The organism is Mesorhizobium sp. M0870 (genome assembly GCF_040319775.1).
Classification (GTDB): Bacteria; Pseudomonadota; Alphaproteobacteria; order Rhizobiales; family Rhizobiaceae; genus Mesorhizobium.
Genome location: NZ_JAMYOI010000020.1, coordinates 39,138 through 59,720 on the forward strand (window position 1 = coordinate 39,138; position 20,583 = coordinate 59,720).

The window sequence follows — 20,583 nt, forward strand, 5'->3', positions numbered from 1 at the left end:
AACGATGGCGGCGAACGGTTCCGGCTGCAATGGGGCGGCGCTGCGCACGCCGAAGCGGGCAGGAACCACTTCGCGCTGCCCGATTGTTCCAGCGGATGATCCGGTCTCGGAATGCCCGCCTCGCTGGAACTATATCCACCATGTCCCACTCCAGATGCATTGCAACAAAGAACTGGGAAGAACGCTATGGCCGCACGATGAACCCTGTGTGACGCCGGCGAACCGCGTTGATGCACAGGCCTGGCCGAAAAGCGGGTGGGCGACCTATTTGGCAATCTCGAGCAGGGACGATACCAACAGCTCTCGCTCGTCTTTCGACAGGACATCCGAATCGAAGAGGTTCATGCTGCGCAATCCCTCGATGGCGAGATAGCAGATCAGCAGCGATTTGAGATCCGGCGTTTCGCCCTTCAGCCGCTCGAAAAGCTGCCGCTTGAAGGTCTTTATCGGCATCATGAAATCGGGATCCTCGGCGATGGCCGAGAAGATCCAGGACGCCGACGGCTGCTTTTCCTCGCAATCATTGGCCGACAGCCTGATGTAGACGGCCAGGGGATTTTCGTCCTTGTCATTTGTGCGGGCGGCTTCCAGCGCGTGCTCGAACTCACGCAGATAGCCTTCGACCAAACCTTGCATCAATTTGGCCTTGGTCGGGAAGTTGTAGAGGAGCCCTCCTTTCGACACGCCGGCACGGCTGGCGACGGCATCCAGCGACAGGCTGCCTGGTCCGGATTCCCGGGCAACATCAGCCGCCGCGGCGAGAATCTTCTCGCGCGAATTCGGTCGTTGGGCTCTCATGGTGCCTCCCATCGCAAGCTTAGGCCCAATTGACAAGACCGTCCAGACGGTACAGTAAGACCGCCATTATTTGAAATCGGGACCCGCAGTCGATATGTGTCCCGATATCCGCGCTTCGCGCCGGATTTTCGACTGAGGGGACTTCCTTGTTCAAGCGCATACTCCGTATATTTATCATTGTTCTGGTTTTGGCCCTGCTCGTCGTCGTGGTCGGCGGCATCGTCGGCTTCAACTTCCTGCGTGACAACGGCATCAAGCAGTACTTCGCATCGATGAAGCCGCCGGCAGCAACCGTTTCGACAACCATCGCCAAGCCTTCGGCCTGGACGCCGGGCGTCGAGGCGATCGGTACGGTCAAGGCCGTGCGCGGTGTCGACCTGACGGTCGAGACCACCGGCATCGTCAAGGACATCCTTTTCCATGCCAACCAGAAAGTGGCCGACAATGCGGTTCTGCTGCAGCTCGATGACGCCGTCGAGCGCGCCGATCTCGACGCACAGAAGGCGCAGGCCGCGCTCGATCAGACATCGCTTGCCCGCGCCATCGAACTGACCAGGCGTGGCGTTGGCTCCGACTCGACGCTGGACACGGCGCGTGCGGCGGCCTCGGCCTCGGCGTCTCAGGTCACCAAGCTGCAGGCCGTGCTCGAGCAGAAGCAGTTGACGGCGCCTTTCGGCGGCACGGTGGGCATTCCGAGGATCGATATCGGCCAGTATCTGGCGCCCGGCACCGCCGTGGTGACATTGCAGGATCTCGACACGATGCGGGTCGATTTCTCGGTTCCCGAACAGCAACTCGCCTTGCTCAAGATAGGCCAGACGATTCGATTGGGCTTTGGCGGTGAGGACAGGCCATTCGCAGGCGCCATTCGCGGCATCGACCCGAAGATCGACTCGTCCAGCCGGCTGGTGAACATCCGGGCGGAAGTCGCCAATCCCGATGGCAAGCTGACCCCCGGCCAGTTCGTGCAGGTGCGTGTCGAGCTGCCCGAAGAGCAGAACGTGCTGACCCTGCCGCAGACGGCACTGACGACAAGTCTCTATGGCGACTACATCTTCGTGGTGCAGCCAGCCAAGCCCGCCGAGGCGGCGCCAGCTGCCAAGCCGGAGGAAAAACCCGCCGCGCCGGCAGCCGACAAATCGGCTGATGCCAAGCCTGCGGACACCAAGCCGGCCGATGCCATGAAGCCGGCGGCTGATGCTGCCAAGCCCACCGCCGATGCGGCAAAGCCGACTGACCAGGCTCCCGATGCGGCCAAGCCGGCGGCGGAAGGTGACAAGCCCGCGCTCGTGCTGTCGCAGGTGTTCGTCAAGCCCGGCCGCCGCAATCAAGGCATGGTCGAGATCGTCGAGGGGCTGAAGGCTGGCGACGAAGTCGTCACCGCCGGTCAGAACCGCCTCTTCAACGGCATGTCCGTCGTTGTGGACAACACCATCGACCCGACCAAATCGGCAAACAAGCAGGCCGACCAGCAATGAGCATTTCCGATCTCTTCATTCGCCGGCCTGTTCTTTCGACGGTCCTTGGCTGCATGATCCTGCTTCTGGGTTTCCAGGGCATCTTCAACCTGTCGATCCGGCAGTATCCGAAGGTCGACGAAACGGCGATCACCATCACCACGGCCTATCCGGGCGCCAGCGCCGATCTGATCCAAGGCTTCATTTCCGCCCCGATCGCGCGCGCCGTCGCCTCGACCGAAAACATCGACTACGTCACCTCGTCCAGCCGCCCGTCCTCCAGCACCGTGACGGTGCAGATGAAGCTCGGCTCGAACCCCGACGTCGCGCTGACCGAAGTGCTGTCCAAGGTCCAGGGCGTGCGCGGCACCTTGCCGGACGCATCGAAGGACCCTGTCATCGTCAAGGGCACCGGCCAGCAGTTCGCGATGATGTACATCTCGATGCAGAATCCGAACATGACGAAGGAGCAGCTGACGGAGTATATCGAGCGCGTCATCAGACCGCGCATGTCGACGGTCGAAGGCGTCGCCGACGTGCAGATCTTCGGCGCCCAGGAATACTCGATGCGCGTCTGGATCGATCCGGTCAAGCTTGCCGCGCGCGGCGTGACAGCCTCCGAACTGCTGACGGCGATCAACAATTCCAACTTCCTGTCGGCGCCCGGCAACACCCAGAACGAGTATGTCGTTTCCTCGATCACCGTGCGCTCGACATTGCAGACGCCGGAGGCCTTCGCCGAGCTGCCGCTGCGCTCGACTGACGGCAATGTGGTGCGGTTGCGCGACGTGGCCCGCGTCGAACTCGCCGCCGAGAACACCGACACCAGGGTCTCGTTCAACGGAAAGCCCGGCACCTTCCTCGCCATCTTCCCGACGCCGGCGGCCAATCCGCTGACCACGGCGGCGGCGCTCACCAAGCTGGTGCCACAGATTCAGGAGACACTGCCGAAGGGAATGACGATCGAGGTCGTCTACGACGCGACCGGGCAGATCAGCGCCTCGATCGAAGAGGTGTTCAAGACCATCGCCGAGGCGGTTGCCATCGTCATCGTCGTCATCCTTCTGTTCCTTGGCTCCTTCCGGTCGGTGATGATGCCGATCATCACCATCCCGTTGTCGCTGATCGGCGTCTGCTTCCTTTTGTTTGCGGTCGGCTACTCGATCAACCTGCTATCGCTGCTGGCCATGGTTCTGGCGATCGGCCTGGTCGTCGACGACGCCATCGTGGTGGTGGAGAACATCCATCGCCATATGGAAGAAGACCACATGTCGCCGATGCAGGCCGCGTTCAGCGGTATGCGCGAAATATCGTCGGCCATCGTTGCCATGACCATGACGCTGGCCGCCGTGTTCGCGCCGCTGGCCTTCACCGGCGGCCTGACCGGCGCGTTGTTCCGTGAATTCGCGGTCACGCTCGCCGGCTCGGTGGTGCTGTCGGGTGTCATTGCCATCACCATCACCCCGATGATGTCGGCACGCCTCTTGAAGTCCGGCACGCCGGGCCGTTTCCAGCGCATTGTCGACGGCACCTTCGCGCGCGTCGAGCATGTCTATGAACGGGCCGTCACCGGATCACTGAACTATCGCCCATTGACGCTGATCATCGTGCTTGCGCTTGTCGGCGTCACCGGCTTCATGTTCACCAAGACCTCAAGCGAACTGGCGCCGGAAGAAGACCAGGGCTTTCTGCTCTCGATTGTGACGGGGCCGCGTTATGCGACCTCCGATTACACCGAGACATACGTCAACCAGATCCTCGGCCTGGTGAAGGATATTCCCGAAACACGGGCGCAGTTCTCGGCCGTGGCCTTCGGCGGCACGACAAACAGCGCCTTCGTCGGCTATGCCTTCAAGGACTGGGCGGAACGTAAGCGCAATTCGAAGGAACTGCAGGCCGACATTACGGCCCGTATCGCCAAAGTGGCCGGTGTCGAGGCCTTCGTCTTTGCACCGCCGACGTTGCCGGGCTCCGGCGGCGGCCTGCCCATTTCCATGGTGGTGCGATCGACGGGCGCTTCCTCGGAGGTGTACGAGGTGGCCGAGCAGATCAAGAACAAGGCGCAGGCCTCCGGCCGCTTCATCGTCGTGCAGAATTCGATGGCCTATGACGCGCCGGAGGTGACGGTGACCATCGACCGCGACCGCGCCGCGGCGCTGAACCTGCCGATCGCCGATATCGGCCGCACGCTGACCTTGCTGGTCGGCGGCGCCGAAGTGGCGCAGTTCGACCGCGACTCCAACAGCTACGACATCATCCCGCAGGTGCCGCAAGAGTTTCGCGACAACCCCGACAAGCTCGGCGAATACTTCGTGCGCAGCGTGACGGGCGAGATGGTGCCGCTATCGGCGGTGGTCAAGATTTCGACCAATGCGGCGCCGGCGGCAATCGAGCAGTTCAACCAGCTGAATTCGTCGACGATTTCGGCGCTCCCGCTGCCCGGCGTCACCACCGGCGACGGGCTGAAGGCGCTGGAGGACATCGCCAAGGAGAGCCTGCCCGACACCTTCTTCCTCGACTATTCCGGTCAATCGCGGCAGGAAAAGGAACAGGGCAACACCATCCTGATCGCTTTCGCGGCCGCCGTGGTCGTCATCTATCTGGTGCTGGCGGCGCAGTTTGAAAGCTTCCGCGACCCGCTGATCATCATGATGGCGGTGCCGCTGTCGATCTTCGGCGCGATCGTGCCGCTCAATCTGGGCCTCGGCACGCTCAACATCTACACGCAGGTCGGCCTGATCACACTGATCGGTCTGATAACCAAGCACGGCATCCTGCTGGTCGAGTTCGCCAACCAGCAGCGTGAAAAACATGGCATGCGGCGGCGCGACGCCATCATCGCCTCGGCCAAGGTGCGCCTGCGGCCGATCCTGATGACGACAGCGGCGATGGCGCTCGGCGTGGTGCCGCTGATCACGTCCAGCGGCGCTGGTGCCGCGGCCCGCTATTCGATGGGCCTGGTCATCTTCACCGGCATCCTGGTCGGAACCCTGTTCACGCTCTTCGTCGTGCCCATGTTCTACACCTTCATCGCCAGCAAGGATCTGCCTCATTTGGCGGAGAAGCCGGACCCCAAGCTGATGCCGGCACTGCCGAGCTAGGGCGGTCGAGGGAGTCCCGCCCGGAAATGTGCAGGACAAATCGATGGAGGCAAAAGAAAGAGGCCGGGAATTTCCCGGCCTCTTTCTTTTTGGCTGGACTCGATACCCCGGTTCGAGCTTTGCTCGATACCGCCGGTTTGCGCTGTACTCGATACCACAGCGTTTTCCGGCGGGAGCCTTGAACAAGGCGCGACAGCATGCTGACACGCCACCGTTTCCAGCCTGCTACTTGACGATGACGATGCTGGTGTTGGTCGCCCCGAAGGTTTCGACGAGCTGGTAGAAATCGGCGGCGTTGTCGGGGTGCAGCCGCACGCAGCCATGCGACGCCGGCTGGCCGAGGCGCTTGATCGCATAGGTCGCGTGCACCGCATAGCCGCCGCTGAAGAAGACCGAGTGCGGCATCGGGGCGTTGTCGTATTTCTTCGAGTACCACATTTCATGCATGCGGGTCGGCTTGAACGAGCCGGTCGGCGTCACATGGGCCCGGTCGCCGGTGGAGACTTTCCAGGCGAAGGTCGGCCGGCCGTCGACGGAGACTTCCATGATCTGCTGCGAAAGCGAAACGCGCGCCACGATCTTGTTGGCGGCGTGCGCCGCACCCGAGCCGGCGCCGAGCAGCAGTGCTGCACCAGTCAAGACAGCGGCGGTGATGTTGATGAGCTTGGCGGAAATGGCGGTATGCATGATGAAGTCCCCTCTCTCTGCCGGTTAGGCCGGCTCCAATTCGATGGCCGCTTATCCCAACGTCATGTTTCGAGGAGATTTCGCAAAACACTCGTTTCTGTTTCGAATCTGTTTCCACTAGTTAACAAACGCCTCCTTATAAGCCTGGCTAGAACGGGCTCGGCAGGCCCGCCCAGCCAAGACCATGAGTCGGGAACATGAGTATCCGCCCCCAAACGAAAGTGCGAATTGGCGTCATGTGAAAGAACAACCGTCGGCATCGAAACCAACCTGCAACAAAGCGCGGCTCCTAGCGGCATGATCCGGATACGGGGTGCGAGCAAAGTTGACGCAACGAAAACAGCCGGTAACGAACATGGGAACGAAATCGAACGCGCTGTCCTGGCTTCTCAGGATCAGCATCGCGGCAGCGGTCATCGGCGGCGTCGGCACGGTTGCCGGCACCCCGCTGACAAGCCTCGGCGCGATGACATCAGGCGAGATTTCGACGCTGCATGCCGCACTGTTTTTCGCCACGGTCTGGATTGTTTCCAGCCTGCGCATCGCCCGGCTCAAGGCCCTCTGGCGGGTCGGCCTTAGGCTGACGGGTTTGCGCGGCGCCTCCGGCAACTTGCTGCCGAGAGGACCGAAGGCCCGCGCCGCGACGGGGGGCTCCGTGGGCGGCGCGGGCACTTCGGGGGTATCCTGAAGCGACCCGCAACAGGTTCATTTCTAGAGAATTGGCATTTTTGGGGAACTGCGACGATGAAAACGAAATTCGCTGCTTCGGTGCTGTCCGCACTGCTTTACGCGCAAGGCCTGCTCGGCTTTGCCGGTCTTGCCACCATGCTTCTCAGGGACCGCGCCCATGCAAGCGAACTCACCATGGGCAGTGACATGCCGGTGGGGCCATCGCTTTTGCTGGTACGCTGAGTATCAAGAGCATCGGGCCCAGAGATGGAAAATCCGATGCCCGAAAAAAGGGATTGCGCCAGTACCCGGCAGTCAGTCGGCGAATTGCCGCGGCGGATCGAACCGATAGCCGGCGCCACGTATTGTGGTGATGGAGTCGGTGTCGAGCTTGCGGCGCAGCCGCACGATGCGCGAATCGATCGAGCGATCGAAGGCGTCGGCGTTTTCGGCCGGTGCCGCGGCGATGATGTCGTCACGCGTGAGCACCTTGCGCGGACTGGCCAGGAACAACCTGAGCAGCGCCACCTGGCCGGGCGAGAGCTGTTCCTCGGAGCCGGAGCGATGCATGACCATGGCCGATCTCAGATCGACGGTCGCGTTTTCCAGCACGATCAGTTCCTGGGTGCCCCTGCCGCGGCGCGAAAGCAGGCCGCCGACACGGGCGGCCAGTTCACGGACATTGAGCGGGCTCTCGACGACGTCGGCCGCACCAAGCTCCAGCGCCAGCACCTTGTCGACAAGATCGGCCGGCCGGCAGATGAGGATAAAATCCGGTCCGCCCTCGCCGCCTCCTCCTTGGCCGCCATAACGTCTGAGCAGGTCCCGCCCCTCCGCCTGGCTGAGGCTGTCGCCGACGACGACGACGTCGATGCCCTTTCCCGACAGCAGCGATTCGGCCTCCCAGGGCTGGCGCGCCTGATGCACGTCGTGGCCGCGCCGCTCGAGATGGTCGGCGAGTTCGGTCGCCACCACTTCGGCTACCGAAACGAGCGCAATAACGGATCGTGCGGCCATCTTTTCCAACCGTTCCCTGGCAACCCGGATATGAGTGCTGGACATGATGTTTATACCCAATCTACTTTCCACTGAAAGTGGGAGCGAAAGCATCGTGCGGGCAAGAATTGTCATCGTCGAGGATGAGCCCGACCTCAGGGACGCGGTCGCAGAATATCTTGGCGCATCCGGCTATGACGTGGCCACCGCTGAAAGTGCTGCCGCGGCGCGCAGCCTCGTTGAAACGCAATCGTTTCATCTCGCCATTCTCGACATCGCCATGCCCGGCGAGGACGGCCTCTCGCTCGGCCGCTGGCTGCGTTCGAAACTGCCGATCGGCATCATCTATGCGACCGCGGCCGGCACCGCGCTCGACCGCATCGTCGGGCTGGAACTCGGTGCCGACGACTACATCGTCAAGCCCTACGAATTGCGCGAAGTGCTGGCCAGGGTGCGCAGCGTGTTGCGCCGGGTTCCCCAGCCGAAGGAGCTCCAGGACAACAAGGCCGGGACGGATCGCCGTTCCGTTACCTTCGGCCCCTTCCAGGCCGATCTCGACGGCAGGCTGGTCACCGGCGCCAATGGCGCGGTGATCGACATGGCCAAGAGCGAGTTCGACGTGCTGGAGATTTTCCTCACCCGCGCCAATCGGCTGCTGACCCGCGCCGCTATCTCCGAGGCGATCGGTTTCACCGAAGATCCGGAATCGTCACGCGCGGTCGACATTCGCATCATGCGGCTACGCAAGAAGATCGAGGCCGATCCCGCCAATCCGAAATTCCTGCGCACGGTGCGCGGCGAGGGCTATATCTTCTCGCTGCCGGCCGGCGACGGCAACTGAGCACCGGGCCAGAAGGATTCGGTTGCTCGCCAGCCGAAATTGGCACGACTCCGAATTGGCGCGACTCCGGAATGACGGCACAAGATGATCGCTGAAGCAGCAAGCACCGATATGCAAGGGTTCAGGCAGGGCGCGGCGATGGCGGCCGTGCGCGTCGTTCGCCGGCTTCGCGAGGCTGGCGACTGGCAGCGCGAGATGGACGGCATACTGGAAACGCTCTGCCGGGCCATGGATTGCCAGCGCGGCATCCTGTTTCGCTTGCGCGAACTGCCCGGCCAGGGCTTCGCCCAATCCGTCGCCGCCTATTGGATCGACCCTCTTTTCGGCGGCGAACTGGCGTCGCCAACCGTCATCATGCAATCGATCGTCAATTCCGACCCCCTGCTGGAGCGGCTTGCCGAGGACGAACGGCAAGGCAAGATCTTCGCCGGCCATACGCGCGACCTCGAAGGCTTCCTGAGGACCGATTTCGAGAAGCAGAACATCAAATCGTTCCTCTCGGTCTCGGTCTTCGCGCATGGCCATCTCTGGGGCACGCTGGCGGTCAATGACTGCGTCAACGAGCGTGCATGGACGGACGAGGAAGAGGCGACGCTGCATATCATCGCGCTGGCCATCGGCGACGCCATCGAGCGCTCGCCCTCCGACGCCCACGCCAGCGAGGTCATTCGCCGCACCATGCTGCAGGCCTCGCTCGACGCCATCGTCGTCATCGACGAGACCGGCTCGATCATCGAATTCAATCCGGCTGCCGAGAAGATGTTCGGCTTCCAGCGCAGCGACATCCTCGGAAAGGACCTGCTCGATACGATCGTGCCGATCTACTACCGCAAGGGCTATGCTTCGGGGGCCGAATACATGTCCGGCCGCGGCGCGCCGATGGTCGGCCAACGGCTCGAGACGGTGACCCAGAACGCCGCCGGCGAAGTGTTCCCGATCGAGCTGACGGCGACCGAGATGCGGGTTGCCGACCGCCGCCTGATCTTCGGCTCCATCCGCGACCTGCGCGACAAATTGCGCGCCGAGGAGGAGATCGGCCGGCAGCGCGAGAAGCTGCACCAGAACGAGAAGATGGCGGCGATGGGTTCGTTGCTGGCCGGCGTCTCGCACGAGCTCAACAATCCGCTGGCCGTGGTGGTGGCGCAATCGACGCTGCTGCACGAATTCGCTTCCGACCCGCAGACCAAGGTGCGCGCCGAGAAAGTCCGTGCGGCCGCCGAGCGCTGCGGCCGCATCGTCAAGAGCTTCCTGTCGATGGTCCGCCTCCATCCCGCGGCACAGGCCGAGACCGACCTCAACCAGGTGATCCGGTCGGCACTCGAAGTGACCGCCTATGGCGCGCGCTCGAGCGGCATCACCATCGACACCGATTTCGCCGCCGGCCCGCTGCTGGCCATGGCCGACGCCGACCATGTGACGCAGGTGGCGGCCAATTTCCTCATCAACAGCCAGCACGCTTTGGCCGGCATTGCCGGCGACCGGCTGATCAAGGTGCGGACGTTCCGCAGCGACCGCGGTCATCCCTGCTTCTCGGTCGAGGACAATGGGCCCGGCGTGCCGGAAACGATCCGCGGCCGCATCTTCGAATCCTATTTCACCACCAAGCCGGTCGGTGTCGGCACCGGCATCGGCCTGTCGATCTCGAAATCGATCATCGAGCGGCACAATGGCAATGTCTGGTTCGAGGAAGTGCTCCCGAGAGGCGCGCGCTTCGTCGTCCAGCTGCCGGCCATCGTGGCCGGCCTCGCCACCGCCGGCGACAACCAGCCGCGATCGAGCGGCCTGCGCCATGCCTTGATCATCGACGACGAGCCGGATGTCGCCGGCTCGCTCTCCGACATTCTCGAACTGATGGGCATCAAGTCACGGATCGTTCCTGTCTGGGAAACGGGCGCCGCCACTTTGAGCGGCCACATGCCGCCGGACATCGTCTTTTCGGACCTGCGCATGCCCGGCGTTAGCGGCATATCGATCTATCGCGAGTTGCTCGCCGAAAAGCCTGATCTGGCACGGCGTTTCGTGCTGGTCACAGGCGACCTGATCGGTGCGAAAGCCGAAATCGAGGCCCTGCCGGCACAGCAGCGGCCGCAGATCCTGGAAAAGCCGTTCAGCACACTGGACGTGCGCAGCGTGCTGTCCGCCATTGCCGAACAGGCGGTCTTGAAAGGATAAAGAAGAGGCCCCCGGGGGCGGGGGCCGAAGAAGAGCGCACTGGAGGGAGCGCTCGGGGAGTCCAGAGCATGATCCCAAAGCGGGAACGGTTTCGGATCATGCTTCGACAAAATCAGAAAATATTCGGCGTATCGGCCAAGGGTGCGGCATTGGCGATCATGCGGACGGCGCGGCTCTTGTGTGTTCCGGACTGTTCGGCGATGGCGCGCAGGCAATCGATACTCTCGGCACCCCATGCCTGGCCCTTGCAGGCGAAGTCGGTCACCGGCACCGGCAGACGCGCGGTCCTGGTCGTCGTCTGCGCGCCGTCGATGAGATTGGACGGCGGATTCAACGAAGCGAAGGCCGGCCCGATTGTCGGCGTGAACGCCATGCCGACGAAGGCGCAAGCAGCCAGCACCATGAACATCGCCATGGGGTGGTTGCTGGCCCGCTGGCGCAGCGCCAGTTTCGGACGGCGGTCATTGCGTTCTGGAGCCTGAAGGCGGCTCTCGCCGCGGATCGTCTGGATTTTCGCATGCATTGCCTTCCCCTTCGCTGAGTTTCTTTTGGCGGTGAAATGAACTTATCCGCACTTTGTAACGACGATGGGGTGGCGAAGGACTGGCACTGTAACGAGTTCGAAACAGCATTCGGGCGAAGTCGGGCAAAATCGGGCATAGCTTCGACGGCGCTCGGGCTCGAGGCGCAACCTGACCGATCTTGCCAAACAGTTTTTCGAAAAGACCAGGCTCAGGCCGGAGCCTGAATCTCGGCAATGATCTTGTGCGCGGCGATACGCCCGGCAATGATAGCGCCCTCGACATATCCCGGAAACGACGGCGAGAGTTCTGAACAGGCGAGATACACCGGGGGTGCTCCGGCAAGGATCGTTCGCTCGGCGTCTGTCGCTGTAACATCGACAACAAGATCGCTGTACGCGCCGCCGCTCCAGCGATCTCCTGTCCAGTCACGCAAACTGAAATCGATGACGTCGCCGGCACTCGGGCCAAAGGCTGCCGCCAACCGGCCGGTCACCTCCGCACGCAGTTCCGGCTCGCCGAGGTCGCGCCAGCGCAGCGCGAGCGGCCCGCCGACGAACACGACGAGCGCGGCATGCTCCACATCCTTGCCGGCGTCGCAGGCAAACAGTCCTGGCGGATCGAGCCACATCACCATGCCGTTCAAATCCCGCCCGCGCCAAAACGGTTTGGCATAGCGCACCAGGATCTTGATAGCCGCGCCGCTTTTCCAGGCGCCGAGCGCCCGCCCCAGTCCGGCCGGCAAGGCGGGGGCAAAGGCGAGCTCCGTCACCGTCGCCGGCGGGACGGCAACCAGAACCGCACGCGCCTCGACGGCACCCCCGGCCGAAACGACAAGAACACCTTGCGAACTGTGCTCGATGCGCGTGACCGGCTCGCTGAGCCGCAACCGATCGCCAAGGTCGCGGGCCAGATCGTCGGCCAGCGAATGCATGGTTTCACGCACGAAATATTGCAGCTCCGGTACCTCGTTAGTGACGCGTCGGTCATTGTCGATCAGATACCAGAGAGGAATCCGATCCAGCGCCATGCACCAGAGACCTTCGATCATCGAACGGAAGACGGCCCTGGCATCGGCCGAATCGCGCTGGCGGGCAAGCCAGTCGGCAACGGTCAGCCCCGCAATCGAGACGTCGTCCGGATCGATCCCGTTCATGCGCTCGCGGATTGCCATTGCCGCGTCATAGATCCGCTCTGCTCTTTGTACGGACATCGTCGGCTGGGTGATGAAATCGCCATCGACATAGGTTTCAACCAGCGTCTTGCCGCGCGCCTCGATCAGCGCCATCAATTCCGGCATGTCCTCGCACAGGAACTGGCCGCCACAATCGATCCGTTCGCCAAGTCCGTTCAGTCGGGACTCGACGCGTCCGCCGACGCGGTCGCGTGCTTCGAGCAGGATGAAATCGATGCCGGCCTTCTTCATCTCGAGCGCCGCCGACAGGCCCGTGAAACCCGCACCGACGATGACGACATCGGTTCGCTCGAATTCGCCGCCCTCATCCGTGAAGGTCTTCAGCATCCACCCAACCGCATCCGGCTTCCACAGACGAAGTATGTCCTTGTCGACATATGCCGGCGGGCCGCACACGCCATGCCGCAGGCTTGTCTCTAACCTATCGTTTTCTCGAGCATATTGAGCCAGTTGCGATAGGCGATTTTTTCGATCAGTGCGCGGCCGAAACCGCGTGCCGCCAATGCATCGATCAGCTTCGGCAGGCCGGCGACATCCCCGATGACGGCCGGGATCATGGCGCCGTCGAAATCGGAGCCAAGACCAACGCCATCCTCACCCAGCGCCTGCAGCAGCGAATCGATATGCCGCACCATGATATCGAGGCTGGTGTCGGCATTCATGCGACCGTCCTCGCGCAGGAAGCCTGTTGCGAAGTTCAGCCCGACCATGCCGCCGGTTTCGCGGATCGCGCCGAGCTGCCAGTCGGTCAAGTTGCGCGAATGGCCGCAGATCGCGTGCACGTTGGAATGGGTCGCGACCAGCGGCGCATCGCTGAGCGCCGCGACATCGCGAAAGCCCTTCTCGTTGAGATGCGACAGGTCGATCATGATCTTCAACTGGTTGCATGCCTTGACCAGCGCCTTGCCGGCATCGGTCAGGCCGGGTCCGGTGTCGGGCGAGGACGGGAAGCGGAACGGCACGCCGTGGCCGAAGGCGTTCGGACGGCTCCAGACGATGCCGAGCGAGCGCAGGCCGGCTTCATGCAGCACGTCGAGCATGGTGAGCTCGGGATCGATCGCCTCGACCCCTTCGATGTGGAACACCGCGGCGATCGAACCTTGCGCCATGGCATTGCGCACATCGCCGGCGCTGCGGCAGACGGTGAGCGCTCCGGTCCGTTCCAGCCTGAACAGGATCGAGGCCATGGCGATCGTCGAGGTCAGCGCCTCATTGCGCGGAACCTCGGGCGGCAGCGGTTCGGCGACGCTCGGCGCCAGGGGCACGGCGCCGCGCCTGGATTTCTCGACAGGCGGCGGAAAGATGGCGAACATGCCCCCGGCGAAGCCGCCGGCTTTCGCGCGTGGCAGGTCGATATGGCCGCCCGATTTCCCCTCGATGAACAGTTTTTCGACGTCCGTGTCTTTCGACTGATAGAGTCTGAGCAACGTATCGTTGTGGCCGTCGAAGACGGGAACGAGATCGGTTTCGGTCATTGGGGGATCATTCGGTTCGTTTGTCGGCGCGGCGGCTAGGATATATCCTATCTACTTAGGCAGGATGCGCCACCCGCGCAAATGCCAAAGCCGCCCCGGCAGGATGGCAGCCGCTTGCCGCGCCGTTTCCAAGCAACGAAATCCCTACCGCTTCAGCACGTCGGCCCATTCCTGATGGCGGCGGAACTGGGCGTTGGCGAACGGGCAGAGCGGGATGATCTTCTTGCCTGCCGCACGCGCATCCTCGACGGCGCGGGTGACGAGCCGAAGCCCGGCACCCTGGCCGCGAAAGACGTCCGGCACTTCGGTGTGGTCGATGATGATCTGGTGCTCACCGATCTTGGTGAAGGTCATCTCGGCCTCGGCGCCATCGGGTCCACGCAGGACATAGCGGCCCTTGGAACCGCGATCCTCAAGTTCGATCTCAGGCAGTTGTTCAGGCATCGCTATGCTCCTTGGGCAGCATCGGCAAAGAACCGCCGTGCCGCCTCGATCTCGTTTGGCCGCACCTCGTGCCCGCCATCGTGCCATTCCACTGTGACATCGGCGCCGTCGGCACGCAAATAGGCCTCGAGCCGCGTGGTCAGGTTCGGCGGACAGATCGGGTCGCGCTTGCCGGCGGTCATCAGGATATGGCGGCCGGCGAGGCTGCCCTTGACCTGCGGCTCGAACGGGATCAGCGGATGCATCAGCACCGACGCGTCGAACAGCGCTGGAATCGCGAACACCACGGAGGCCAGGACATTGGCGCCGTTGGAATAGCCGAGACCCAGCACGGATGACGGCTTCGCTGCTTCGACATGGGCCTTGACGAAGCCCGCCATCTTATCCGTCGCCCGCGCCAGATCGTCCATATCGTAGACGCCCTCGCCGGTGCGGCGAAAGAAGCGCGCGGCACCCTGTTCCAACACATCACCGCGCGGCGAGATGATGGTTGCCTGGGGCGCGAGATCGCGCCCCAGCGACAGAAGCTGGTTCTCATCGGCCCCAGTGCCATGGAAGACGAACAGCAATGGACCGCCCGGCGAACCGGGCAGCAGCTTGTGGATGTAAGCGTCCTTGCTCATGACCTCAGCCTTCCAGGCTCTGCAGATGCTGTTCAAGATACGGCCGCAGGTGCTGATGCTGCGACGGCAGCTTCAGCGCTTCGCCCAGATGAGCGGTATCCTCGTCGCGATCGAAACCCGGCTCGTTGGTGGCGACTTCGAACAGCACGCCACCCGGTGTGCGGAAATAGATCGCCCAGAAGTAGTCGCGATCGATCACCGGCGTCACCCCATAGCCCGTGTCCATCAACGCCTTGCGCACCTCGAGCTGCCTGGCGCGGTTCTCGACCGCGAAGGCGACGTGATGGACGGAGCCGGCACCGACATCGGCGAAGGCCGTGCTCGGCAGCGATTCGATGTCGATAACATCGGCGCCATTGCCGTTCTTCACCGCCAGCCGCCTGAGATTGCCGGACTTGTCGACTTCCTCATAGCCCATGAACTTCAGCAGCTCCTCAGTGGCGCCGCCATCCTTCAGCCTGAGCGATACCGAATGGAAACCGCGGATCGCCTGGTCGACCGGAACACCGCCTTTCGCCCAGGGCGCTCTGCCGTCGCCCTTGCCCTCGACCAGCGCGAAGCCGTCACCATCCGGTCCGGCAAAAGCCAGGCGCTTCTCGCCGAAGGTCTCTTCGCGCGAGAGGCCGGTGACGCCCTCATCGGCAAAACGTTTTTCCCAATAGGCAAGCGTGCCTTCCGGCACCGAGTAGACGGTGGTTCCGACTTCGCCGACGCCATGCCGGCCCTTGCCGATGTCGGGGAAAGGGAAATAGGTCATCACCGAACCCGGCGTGCCGGTCTCATTGCCATAATAGAGATGATAGACGTCGGGCGCGTCGAAATTGACAGTCTTCTTAACCCGGCGCTGGCCGAGTTTCCTGGTGAAGAAATCGTTGTTCTGGCGGGCATCCCTGGCCATCGACGTGACGTGATGCAGGCCCTTGATCTGGTCGAGCATTGTCTTGCTCCTTCCCTTGGTACTTGTGCGGCCCTCGCCGCTGTCCATGCCAATATGAGGACCCGAGCAGTTTACGCAAAGGCGGCAAACACAGAATGGACTGTGTCGCAAAAGTGAACGATGGAACAGAGTTCGTTCACCAATTGGCTCGCAGAGTCGGGCTTGCGCCGTGGCCAGAATTCGTTTCCATGAACGGCATTCGACATTCCGGGACAAAGGTATCGTGAGTGACTGGAAAAGCCAGGCGGCCCAACATTCTCCTGATCACATGCGATCAGTGGCGTGGCGATTGTCTGTCCGCAGCCGGTCATCCGGTTGTGCAGACGCCGAACGCCGACGCACTGGCCGGGGAGGGTGTGCTGTTCAAGCGGCACTATGGCGGCGCGGCGCCCTGCTCGCCCGCCCGCGCCTGCCTCTACACCGGTCTCTACCAGATGAACAACCGCGTCTGCCGCAACGGCACGCCGCTCGACGCGCGCCACGGCAACATCGCGCTCTCGGCTCGGGCCTTGGGCTATGATCCGACGCTGTTCGGCTACACCGACGTCTCGCTCGATCCGCGCCTGCTGGCCCCGGGCGATCCGCGGCTGCAAAGCTATGAAGGCGTGCTGCCCGGCTTTACGGTGCGCCAGTTGCTGCCGGAGCACCAGAAGCAATGGCTATCCTGGCTGGAGCTGCAAGGTGTCGACGCCAGCGCCGGCTCCCCCGACATCCACCGTCCGCTGGCCGACGGCGCCGGGACCACCATCAGCGACGCGCCGCCCGTCTACCGCGGGCAACAAACCCCGGCGGCCTTCCTGACCGGCGAATTCACGCGTTGGCTTGGCGAACAGGAGCACGCCGCGCCGTGGTTCGCGCATCTTTCCTTCATCAGCCCGCACCCGCCCTTCATTGCCCCGGAGCCCTACAATACAATGTACGATCCGGCTGACGGCGCGGCCTTCCGGCGCGCGGCAAGCTGGCAAGAAGAGGCGGGAAACCATCCCTACCTTGCCTATGATCTCGGCCGGCAGAAACAGATAAAATTCCGCCCAGACGCCAGAGGCAAGGTGCTCGACTGGAGCGAAGACGATTTTCGCCGCATCCGCGCGATCTATTACGGCATGATTTCCGAGGTCGACGCGCAGCTCGGTCGCGTCTGGCAAGCGGTTAAGGCCGCAGGCGCGTGGGATGACACCATCATCCTTCTGACCTCGGACCATGCCGAGATGATGGGCGACCATTTCATGCTGGGCAAGGGCGGCTATTTCGACGGCAGCTACCACATTCCGCTGATTGTCCGCGATCCGCGCCACGGCAAGGCTGCCGGCGGCCGTGTCGACAGCTTCACCGAAGCGGTCGACATTTTGCCGACCCTTCTCGACCTGCTCGGCGAAAAGCCCGCGCCGCATCTCGACGGCGCCTCGCTGAAGCCGTTCCTGAGCGGAGAAACCCCTGCGGCGTGGCGCGATGCCGCGCATTGGGAGTTTGACTTCCGCTCGATTGCCGCGGGCGAGGCCGAAAACCATTTCGGCATCGCCGCACGTCAATGCAACCTCGCCGTTATCCGCACGGAACATTTCAAGTATGTGCATTTCGGCGGCAACCTGCCGCCGCTGCTATTCGATCTGGAAAACGATCCGGGCGAGCTGGACAATCTCGCGGCCGACCCCAGTCATCTCACCGTGCGCCTGGAATTCGCCGAACGGCTGCTCGCCTGGCGGGCCGAACATCTCGACCAGTCGTTGGCACTGGCCGAATTGACCGAGAACGGCCTAGTCGGCCATGCCGCTGGCCTGCCACCTGGCCACACATAAATGAAGCCCGCGCTGTTGCCAGCGCGGGCTTCATTTGGCTGAACAGAATTACCTTACGATCATGCGCTGCTGATCGCGCTGTTCGGCATAGCTGCCCTTGTCATAGGCGGTTTGAGCCTCGAGCTGTTCCTTGGTGAAGGTCGTGTACAGGTATTTGTTGCCGTCCTTGTCGGTCATGAATTTGAGATTATCCATGCCGACCGCGACTTCCTTCTCGCCAATGCCAAGGAAGCCGCCGACGTCGACGATCACCGCGTCGGCCTTCTTGTCGGGCGCAAGCACGACATCGCCGATCTCGCCGACCCTGGCGTCGTTGGCGCCGTAGACAGTCGTGCCCTTCAAGTCATCGGCACGAATCTCGCCGACCGGCATCTCGGTCAACGTCGACTTGTCGATGGCGGCAGTCTGTGTCTGGTCGGGAGCCGAGGCGTCAGGGGTGGTCGCTGCCGGAGCTTCGGCGGTCTTGTCTGCCGGAGCGACAGCAGGAGCCGTGGTGTCAGAGGGCACAGCTGCCGGAGCGGTGGCCGCAGGCTCATTGGAAGCCGTCGTTGCCGGCGCCGGATCATAGGCCTTGCGGTCGAAATCCGGCTGCGCCTGCAGCTCTTCCTTGGTGGTCTGGGCGACCAGCCAGCGGTCGCCATCCTTCTCGGCCCACTGCGCCTTGGAGAAGTCATAGGTGACGTTCTTGGCGCCGAGACCAAGGAAACCACCAACGCCGATGACAAGGGACTCGGCCTTGCCTTCCCTAGTCAGCACGATGTCATTGACGTCGCCGATATTCTGCGCGTCGTCGCCGGTGCCGTTATAGACGTCTTCACCGATGATGTTGGTGGCAAGGTTACCGTCCGCGCGCTTCACCGGTTCCGCCGGTGCGGCGTTCATGTCGGCCGGCTTTTGTGCCGTATCCGTCGTAGCGGGTGCCGTCGGTGCGGCCGCGTCAGTCGATGCCGCAGGTGCAGGGGCCGGACTGTAGGGCTGGCTGTCGAATTCCGCCTGAGCGGTCAACTCGTCCTTGGTCGTCTGGGCTACCAGCCAGCGGTCACCATTCTTTTCGGCCCACTGCAGCTTACCGTACTCGAAGGCGACGCTTTTGGCACCGACGCCCAGAAAACCGCCAACGTCGATGACAACGGATTTCGCCTGCCCATCCTTGTCGAAGACGACGTCGCTGACCTCACCTATGTTCTCGGCATCATCGCCGGTGCCGTTATAGACGGACTCTCCTATGATGTTGGTGACTATGCTGCCCTCTGCGCGGACCGCTGCGGCGCCTGTCTCCTGAACGGCGGGGCTCTGCGCGGGCGCTGGGGTCGTCGCACTCTGCGCATAAGCGCCGGTGGCGATCAGCGTTGCGAGTGCAGTGGTGGCTAAAAGATTGCGGATCATGATAGTCTCTCCTCGTGCCTGATCTCATGCGCCGCGTCTTCGTTGGAAAATCGGACGCGGCATCTACAGGTTCACAACGTTGTGACCAGTCTGTTGTTCCGACAAAACCGCTGCCGTCCGGGAATCGAAACCACAGAAATATCGGGCCGCCGGGCCGCCCACGCGTAGCTAGGGAACCTTTCCGTGGCCGCCGCGTTTCAGCCATCGGCTGGGTGTGTCCCGGCCACTTTTGGCTGACATGGTGGAGCGGGGCATGAAATTCGCAGCGGTGCTGAACCGGGATGGCGGCACTTTGCGCACCACCGACCTCGCCGCATTCTCCAACCGGATGCATCAGACGCTGGAGACGGCCGGTCACTCGCTCAGCATCGAGATTGTCGCCGGCAAGGACGTGGTGGAAACGCTCGACAGCGCGGCGTCGCGTCGCTCGGTCGACATCGTGCTGGCGGGTGGCGGCGACGGGACCATTTCCGCCGCGGCTGCCCGGCTGATGGGCACGAAGAAGGCGCTAGCCATATTGCCGGCCGGCACCATGAACCTGTTCGCACGCGGGCTGGGCATTCCGCAGTCGCTCGACGGCGCGCTGAAATCCTTCGCCGACGGCGAAATCATCGCAGTGGACGTGGCGACGGCCAATGGCCAACCTTTCGTGCACCAGTTCTCGATCGGCATGCATGCGAAGATGGTGCAACTGCGCCAGAAGATGGAGTTCGGTTCGCGGTTGGGAAAGATCCGCGCCTCGGCCAAGGCGGCTTGGGCGACGATCAACAATCCACCTGCGATGAATGTGACGCTCAGCATCGGCGAAGCCGAAATGGCGGCCCGCATCACCGGCATCGGCGTCACCAACAATTTGTTCGGCGAAGGCCATTTGCCCTACGCCGACAATCCGGCGGGCGGCGTGCTTGGTGTCTATGTCACGGTGGCGAAGCAGCGCGCCGAACTGGTCAAGTTCTTCTTCAACGTGGCGCGCGGCAAATGGCGCGACAACGAACATGTCGAAATCCACCAGACGAACAGAACGGTGCTGAAAATCCATTCGAGCAGCCGCAAGTTTCGCGCCGTCATGGACGGCGAACTGGTCAGGCTTGACCGTGAAACGGTAATCGAAATCCAGCCTGGCGCGCTGAATGTACTGGTGCCGACGAGCGCGGCCCAATCGAGAGCCGCATGATACGATACGTTGCAACGAACAAATCGGCTTTAACCAGCAGGAGCCTGCTCGGTGGTGCTAGGTGTGGGGACATGCTGTTCATCACTGGTTGGCGCCTTGATCAACACACCATAGATCTCGGCAACGCCCCACGCGGCAAACACCAAAAGCAATGCGGCGATCAGGATTCGAAATCCATGCCAGCCCCATCGCCCCTGCCGCGCCTTGTTTTCTGGAATGATCTTGGCCATGCTCGATCCCTGTCTCATACTGCACCAACTGGCGCGCTCGGCAAATCATGGTCGGGTAACGGTTCCTCGCTAGGATGGTTC

General features: G+C 62.9%; 19 protein-coding genes. 8 read left to right on the top strand and 11 right to left on the bottom strand.

Annotated features, from left to right (window positions below):
* Window positions 1–264: 264 nt before the first annotated feature.
* A complete protein-coding gene (locus NKH97_RS22480) occupies window positions 265–798 on the bottom strand; it encodes a TetR/AcrR family transcriptional regulator (protein WP_023811021.1) in 534 nt (177 codons plus the stop codon).
* A 146-nt stretch (window positions 799–944) separates the two neighbouring features.
* Here NKH97_RS22480 and NKH97_RS22485 point away from each other — a divergent pair, with 146 nt between their 5' ends.
* Window positions 945–2,276, top strand: coding sequence for an efflux RND transporter periplasmic adaptor subunit (locus NKH97_RS22485; RefSeq protein WP_352798825.1), 1,332 nt, complete (start codon window positions 945–947; stop codon window positions 2,274–2,276).
* A complete protein-coding gene (locus tag NKH97_RS22490; protein WP_023811019.1) occupies window positions 2,273–5,356 on the top strand; it encodes an efflux RND transporter permease subunit in 3,084 nt (1,027 codons plus the stop codon). The genes NKH97_RS22485 and NKH97_RS22490 overlap by 4 nt, the downstream gene beginning before the upstream one ends.
* Before the next feature lie 225 nt (window positions 5,357–5,581).
* Here NKH97_RS22490 and NKH97_RS22495 read toward each other — a convergent pair whose 3' ends face one another.
* Window positions 5,582–6,043 (bottom strand): L,D-transpeptidase, encoded by a 462-nt coding sequence (locus tag NKH97_RS22495; protein ID WP_352798826.1) that lies wholly within the window; start codon window positions 6,041–6,043, stop codon window positions 5,582–5,584.
* A 355-nt stretch (window positions 6,044–6,398) separates the two neighbouring features.
* Here NKH97_RS22495 and NKH97_RS22500 point away from each other — a divergent pair, with 355 nt between their 5' ends.
* Window positions 6,399–6,731, top strand: a complete 333-nt coding sequence (locus NKH97_RS22500; RefSeq protein WP_023811017.1) for a hypothetical protein — start codon at window positions 6,399–6,401, stop codon at window positions 6,729–6,731.
* A gap of 56 nt (window positions 6,732–6,787) precedes the next feature.
* Window positions 6,788–6,955, top strand: a complete 168-nt coding sequence (locus NKH97_RS22505; RefSeq protein ID WP_023811016.1) for a hypothetical protein — start codon at window positions 6,788–6,790, stop codon at window positions 6,953–6,955.
* 72 nt (window positions 6,956–7,027) lie between these two features.
* On the opposite strand, the gene NKH97_RS22510 is transcribed toward NKH97_RS22505, so the two are convergent.
* Window positions 7,028–7,729, bottom strand: coding sequence for a winged helix-turn-helix domain-containing protein (locus tag NKH97_RS22510; protein ID WP_352798827.1), 702 nt, complete (start codon window positions 7,727–7,729; stop codon window positions 7,028–7,030).
* Window positions 7,730–7,775: 46 nt separating this feature from the next.
* Between NKH97_RS22510 and NKH97_RS22515 the strand changes: the two genes are divergently transcribed.
* A complete protein-coding gene (locus NKH97_RS22515) occupies window positions 7,776–8,549 on the top strand; it encodes a response regulator (RefSeq protein ID WP_352611813.1) in 774 nt (257 codons plus the stop codon).
* A gap of 84 nt (window positions 8,550–8,633) precedes the next feature.
* Window positions 8,634–10,721 carry an ATP-binding protein gene (locus NKH97_RS22520; protein ID WP_352733900.1) on the top strand — a complete coding sequence of 696 codons (2,088 nt, stop codon included), beginning with the start codon at window positions 8,634–8,636 and terminating at the stop codon, window positions 10,719–10,721.
* Window positions 10,722–10,833: 112 nt separating this feature from the next.
* On the opposite strand, the gene NKH97_RS22525 is transcribed toward NKH97_RS22520, so the two are convergent.
* The 6 genes from NKH97_RS22525 to NKH97_RS22550 all read right to left on the bottom strand — a co-directional run bounded on the left by NKH97_RS22525 (window position 10,834) and on the right by NKH97_RS22550 (window position 15,916).
* Window positions 10,834–11,244, bottom strand: coding sequence for a hypothetical protein (locus NKH97_RS22525; RefSeq protein WP_352798828.1), 411 nt, complete (start codon window positions 11,242–11,244; stop codon window positions 10,834–10,836).
* Window positions 11,245–11,453: 209 nt separating this feature from the next.
* Entirely contained in the window at window positions 11,454–12,764 is a 1,311-nt protein-coding gene (locus tag NKH97_RS22530) for a flavin monoamine oxidase family protein (RefSeq protein ID WP_352798829.1), read from the bottom strand.
* A gap of 89 nt (window positions 12,765–12,853) precedes the next feature.
* Entirely contained in the window at window positions 12,854–13,912 is a 1,059-nt protein-coding gene (locus NKH97_RS22535; RefSeq protein WP_352798830.1) for a dipeptidase, read from the bottom strand.
* Between the two features lie 144 nt (window positions 13,913–14,056).
* Entirely contained in the window at window positions 14,057–14,356 is a 300-nt protein-coding gene (locus NKH97_RS22540) for a GNAT family N-acetyltransferase (protein WP_023811010.1), read from the bottom strand.
* A gap of 2 nt (window positions 14,357–14,358) precedes the next feature.
* On the bottom strand, window positions 14,359–14,979 hold the full coding sequence (locus NKH97_RS22545; protein ID WP_352798831.1) for an alpha/beta hydrolase: 621 nt from the start codon (window positions 14,977–14,979) through the stop codon (window positions 14,359–14,361).
* Between the two features lie 4 nt (window positions 14,980–14,983).
* The gene (locus NKH97_RS22550; RefSeq protein ID WP_352798832.1) at window positions 14,984–15,916 is read right to left on the bottom strand and encodes a VOC family protein; all 933 of its coding nucleotides are present in this window, start codon (window positions 15,914–15,916) and stop codon (window positions 14,984–14,986) included.
* Between the two features lie 227 nt (window positions 15,917–16,143).
* On the opposite strand from NKH97_RS22550, the gene NKH97_RS22555 reads away from it, so the two are divergent.
* The gene (locus NKH97_RS22555; protein WP_352798833.1) at window positions 16,144–17,712 is read left to right on the top strand and encodes an alkaline phosphatase family protein; all 1,569 of its coding nucleotides are present in this window, start codon (window positions 16,144–16,146) and stop codon (window positions 17,710–17,712) included.
* A 48-nt stretch (window positions 17,713–17,760) separates the two neighbouring features.
* On the opposite strand, the gene NKH97_RS22560 is transcribed toward NKH97_RS22555, so the two are convergent.
* On the bottom strand, window positions 17,761–19,098 hold the full coding sequence (locus NKH97_RS22560) for a PRC-barrel domain-containing protein (RefSeq protein ID WP_352798834.1): 1,338 nt from the start codon (window positions 19,096–19,098) through the stop codon (window positions 17,761–17,763).
* Window positions 19,099–19,351: 253 nt separating this feature from the next.
* On the opposite strand from NKH97_RS22560, the gene NKH97_RS22565 reads away from it, so the two are divergent.
* Window positions 19,352–20,272, top strand: coding sequence for a diacylglycerol/lipid kinase family protein (locus NKH97_RS22565; RefSeq protein WP_352798835.1), 921 nt, complete (start codon window positions 19,352–19,354; stop codon window positions 20,270–20,272).
* Window positions 20,273–20,301: 29 nt separating this feature from the next.
* On the opposite strand, the gene NKH97_RS22570 is transcribed toward NKH97_RS22565, so the two are convergent.
* Window positions 20,302–20,502, bottom strand: a complete 201-nt coding sequence (locus tag NKH97_RS22570; RefSeq protein ID WP_127295178.1) for a hypothetical protein — start codon at window positions 20,500–20,502, stop codon at window positions 20,302–20,304.
* Between the last annotated feature and the right edge of the window lie 81 nt (window positions 20,503–20,583).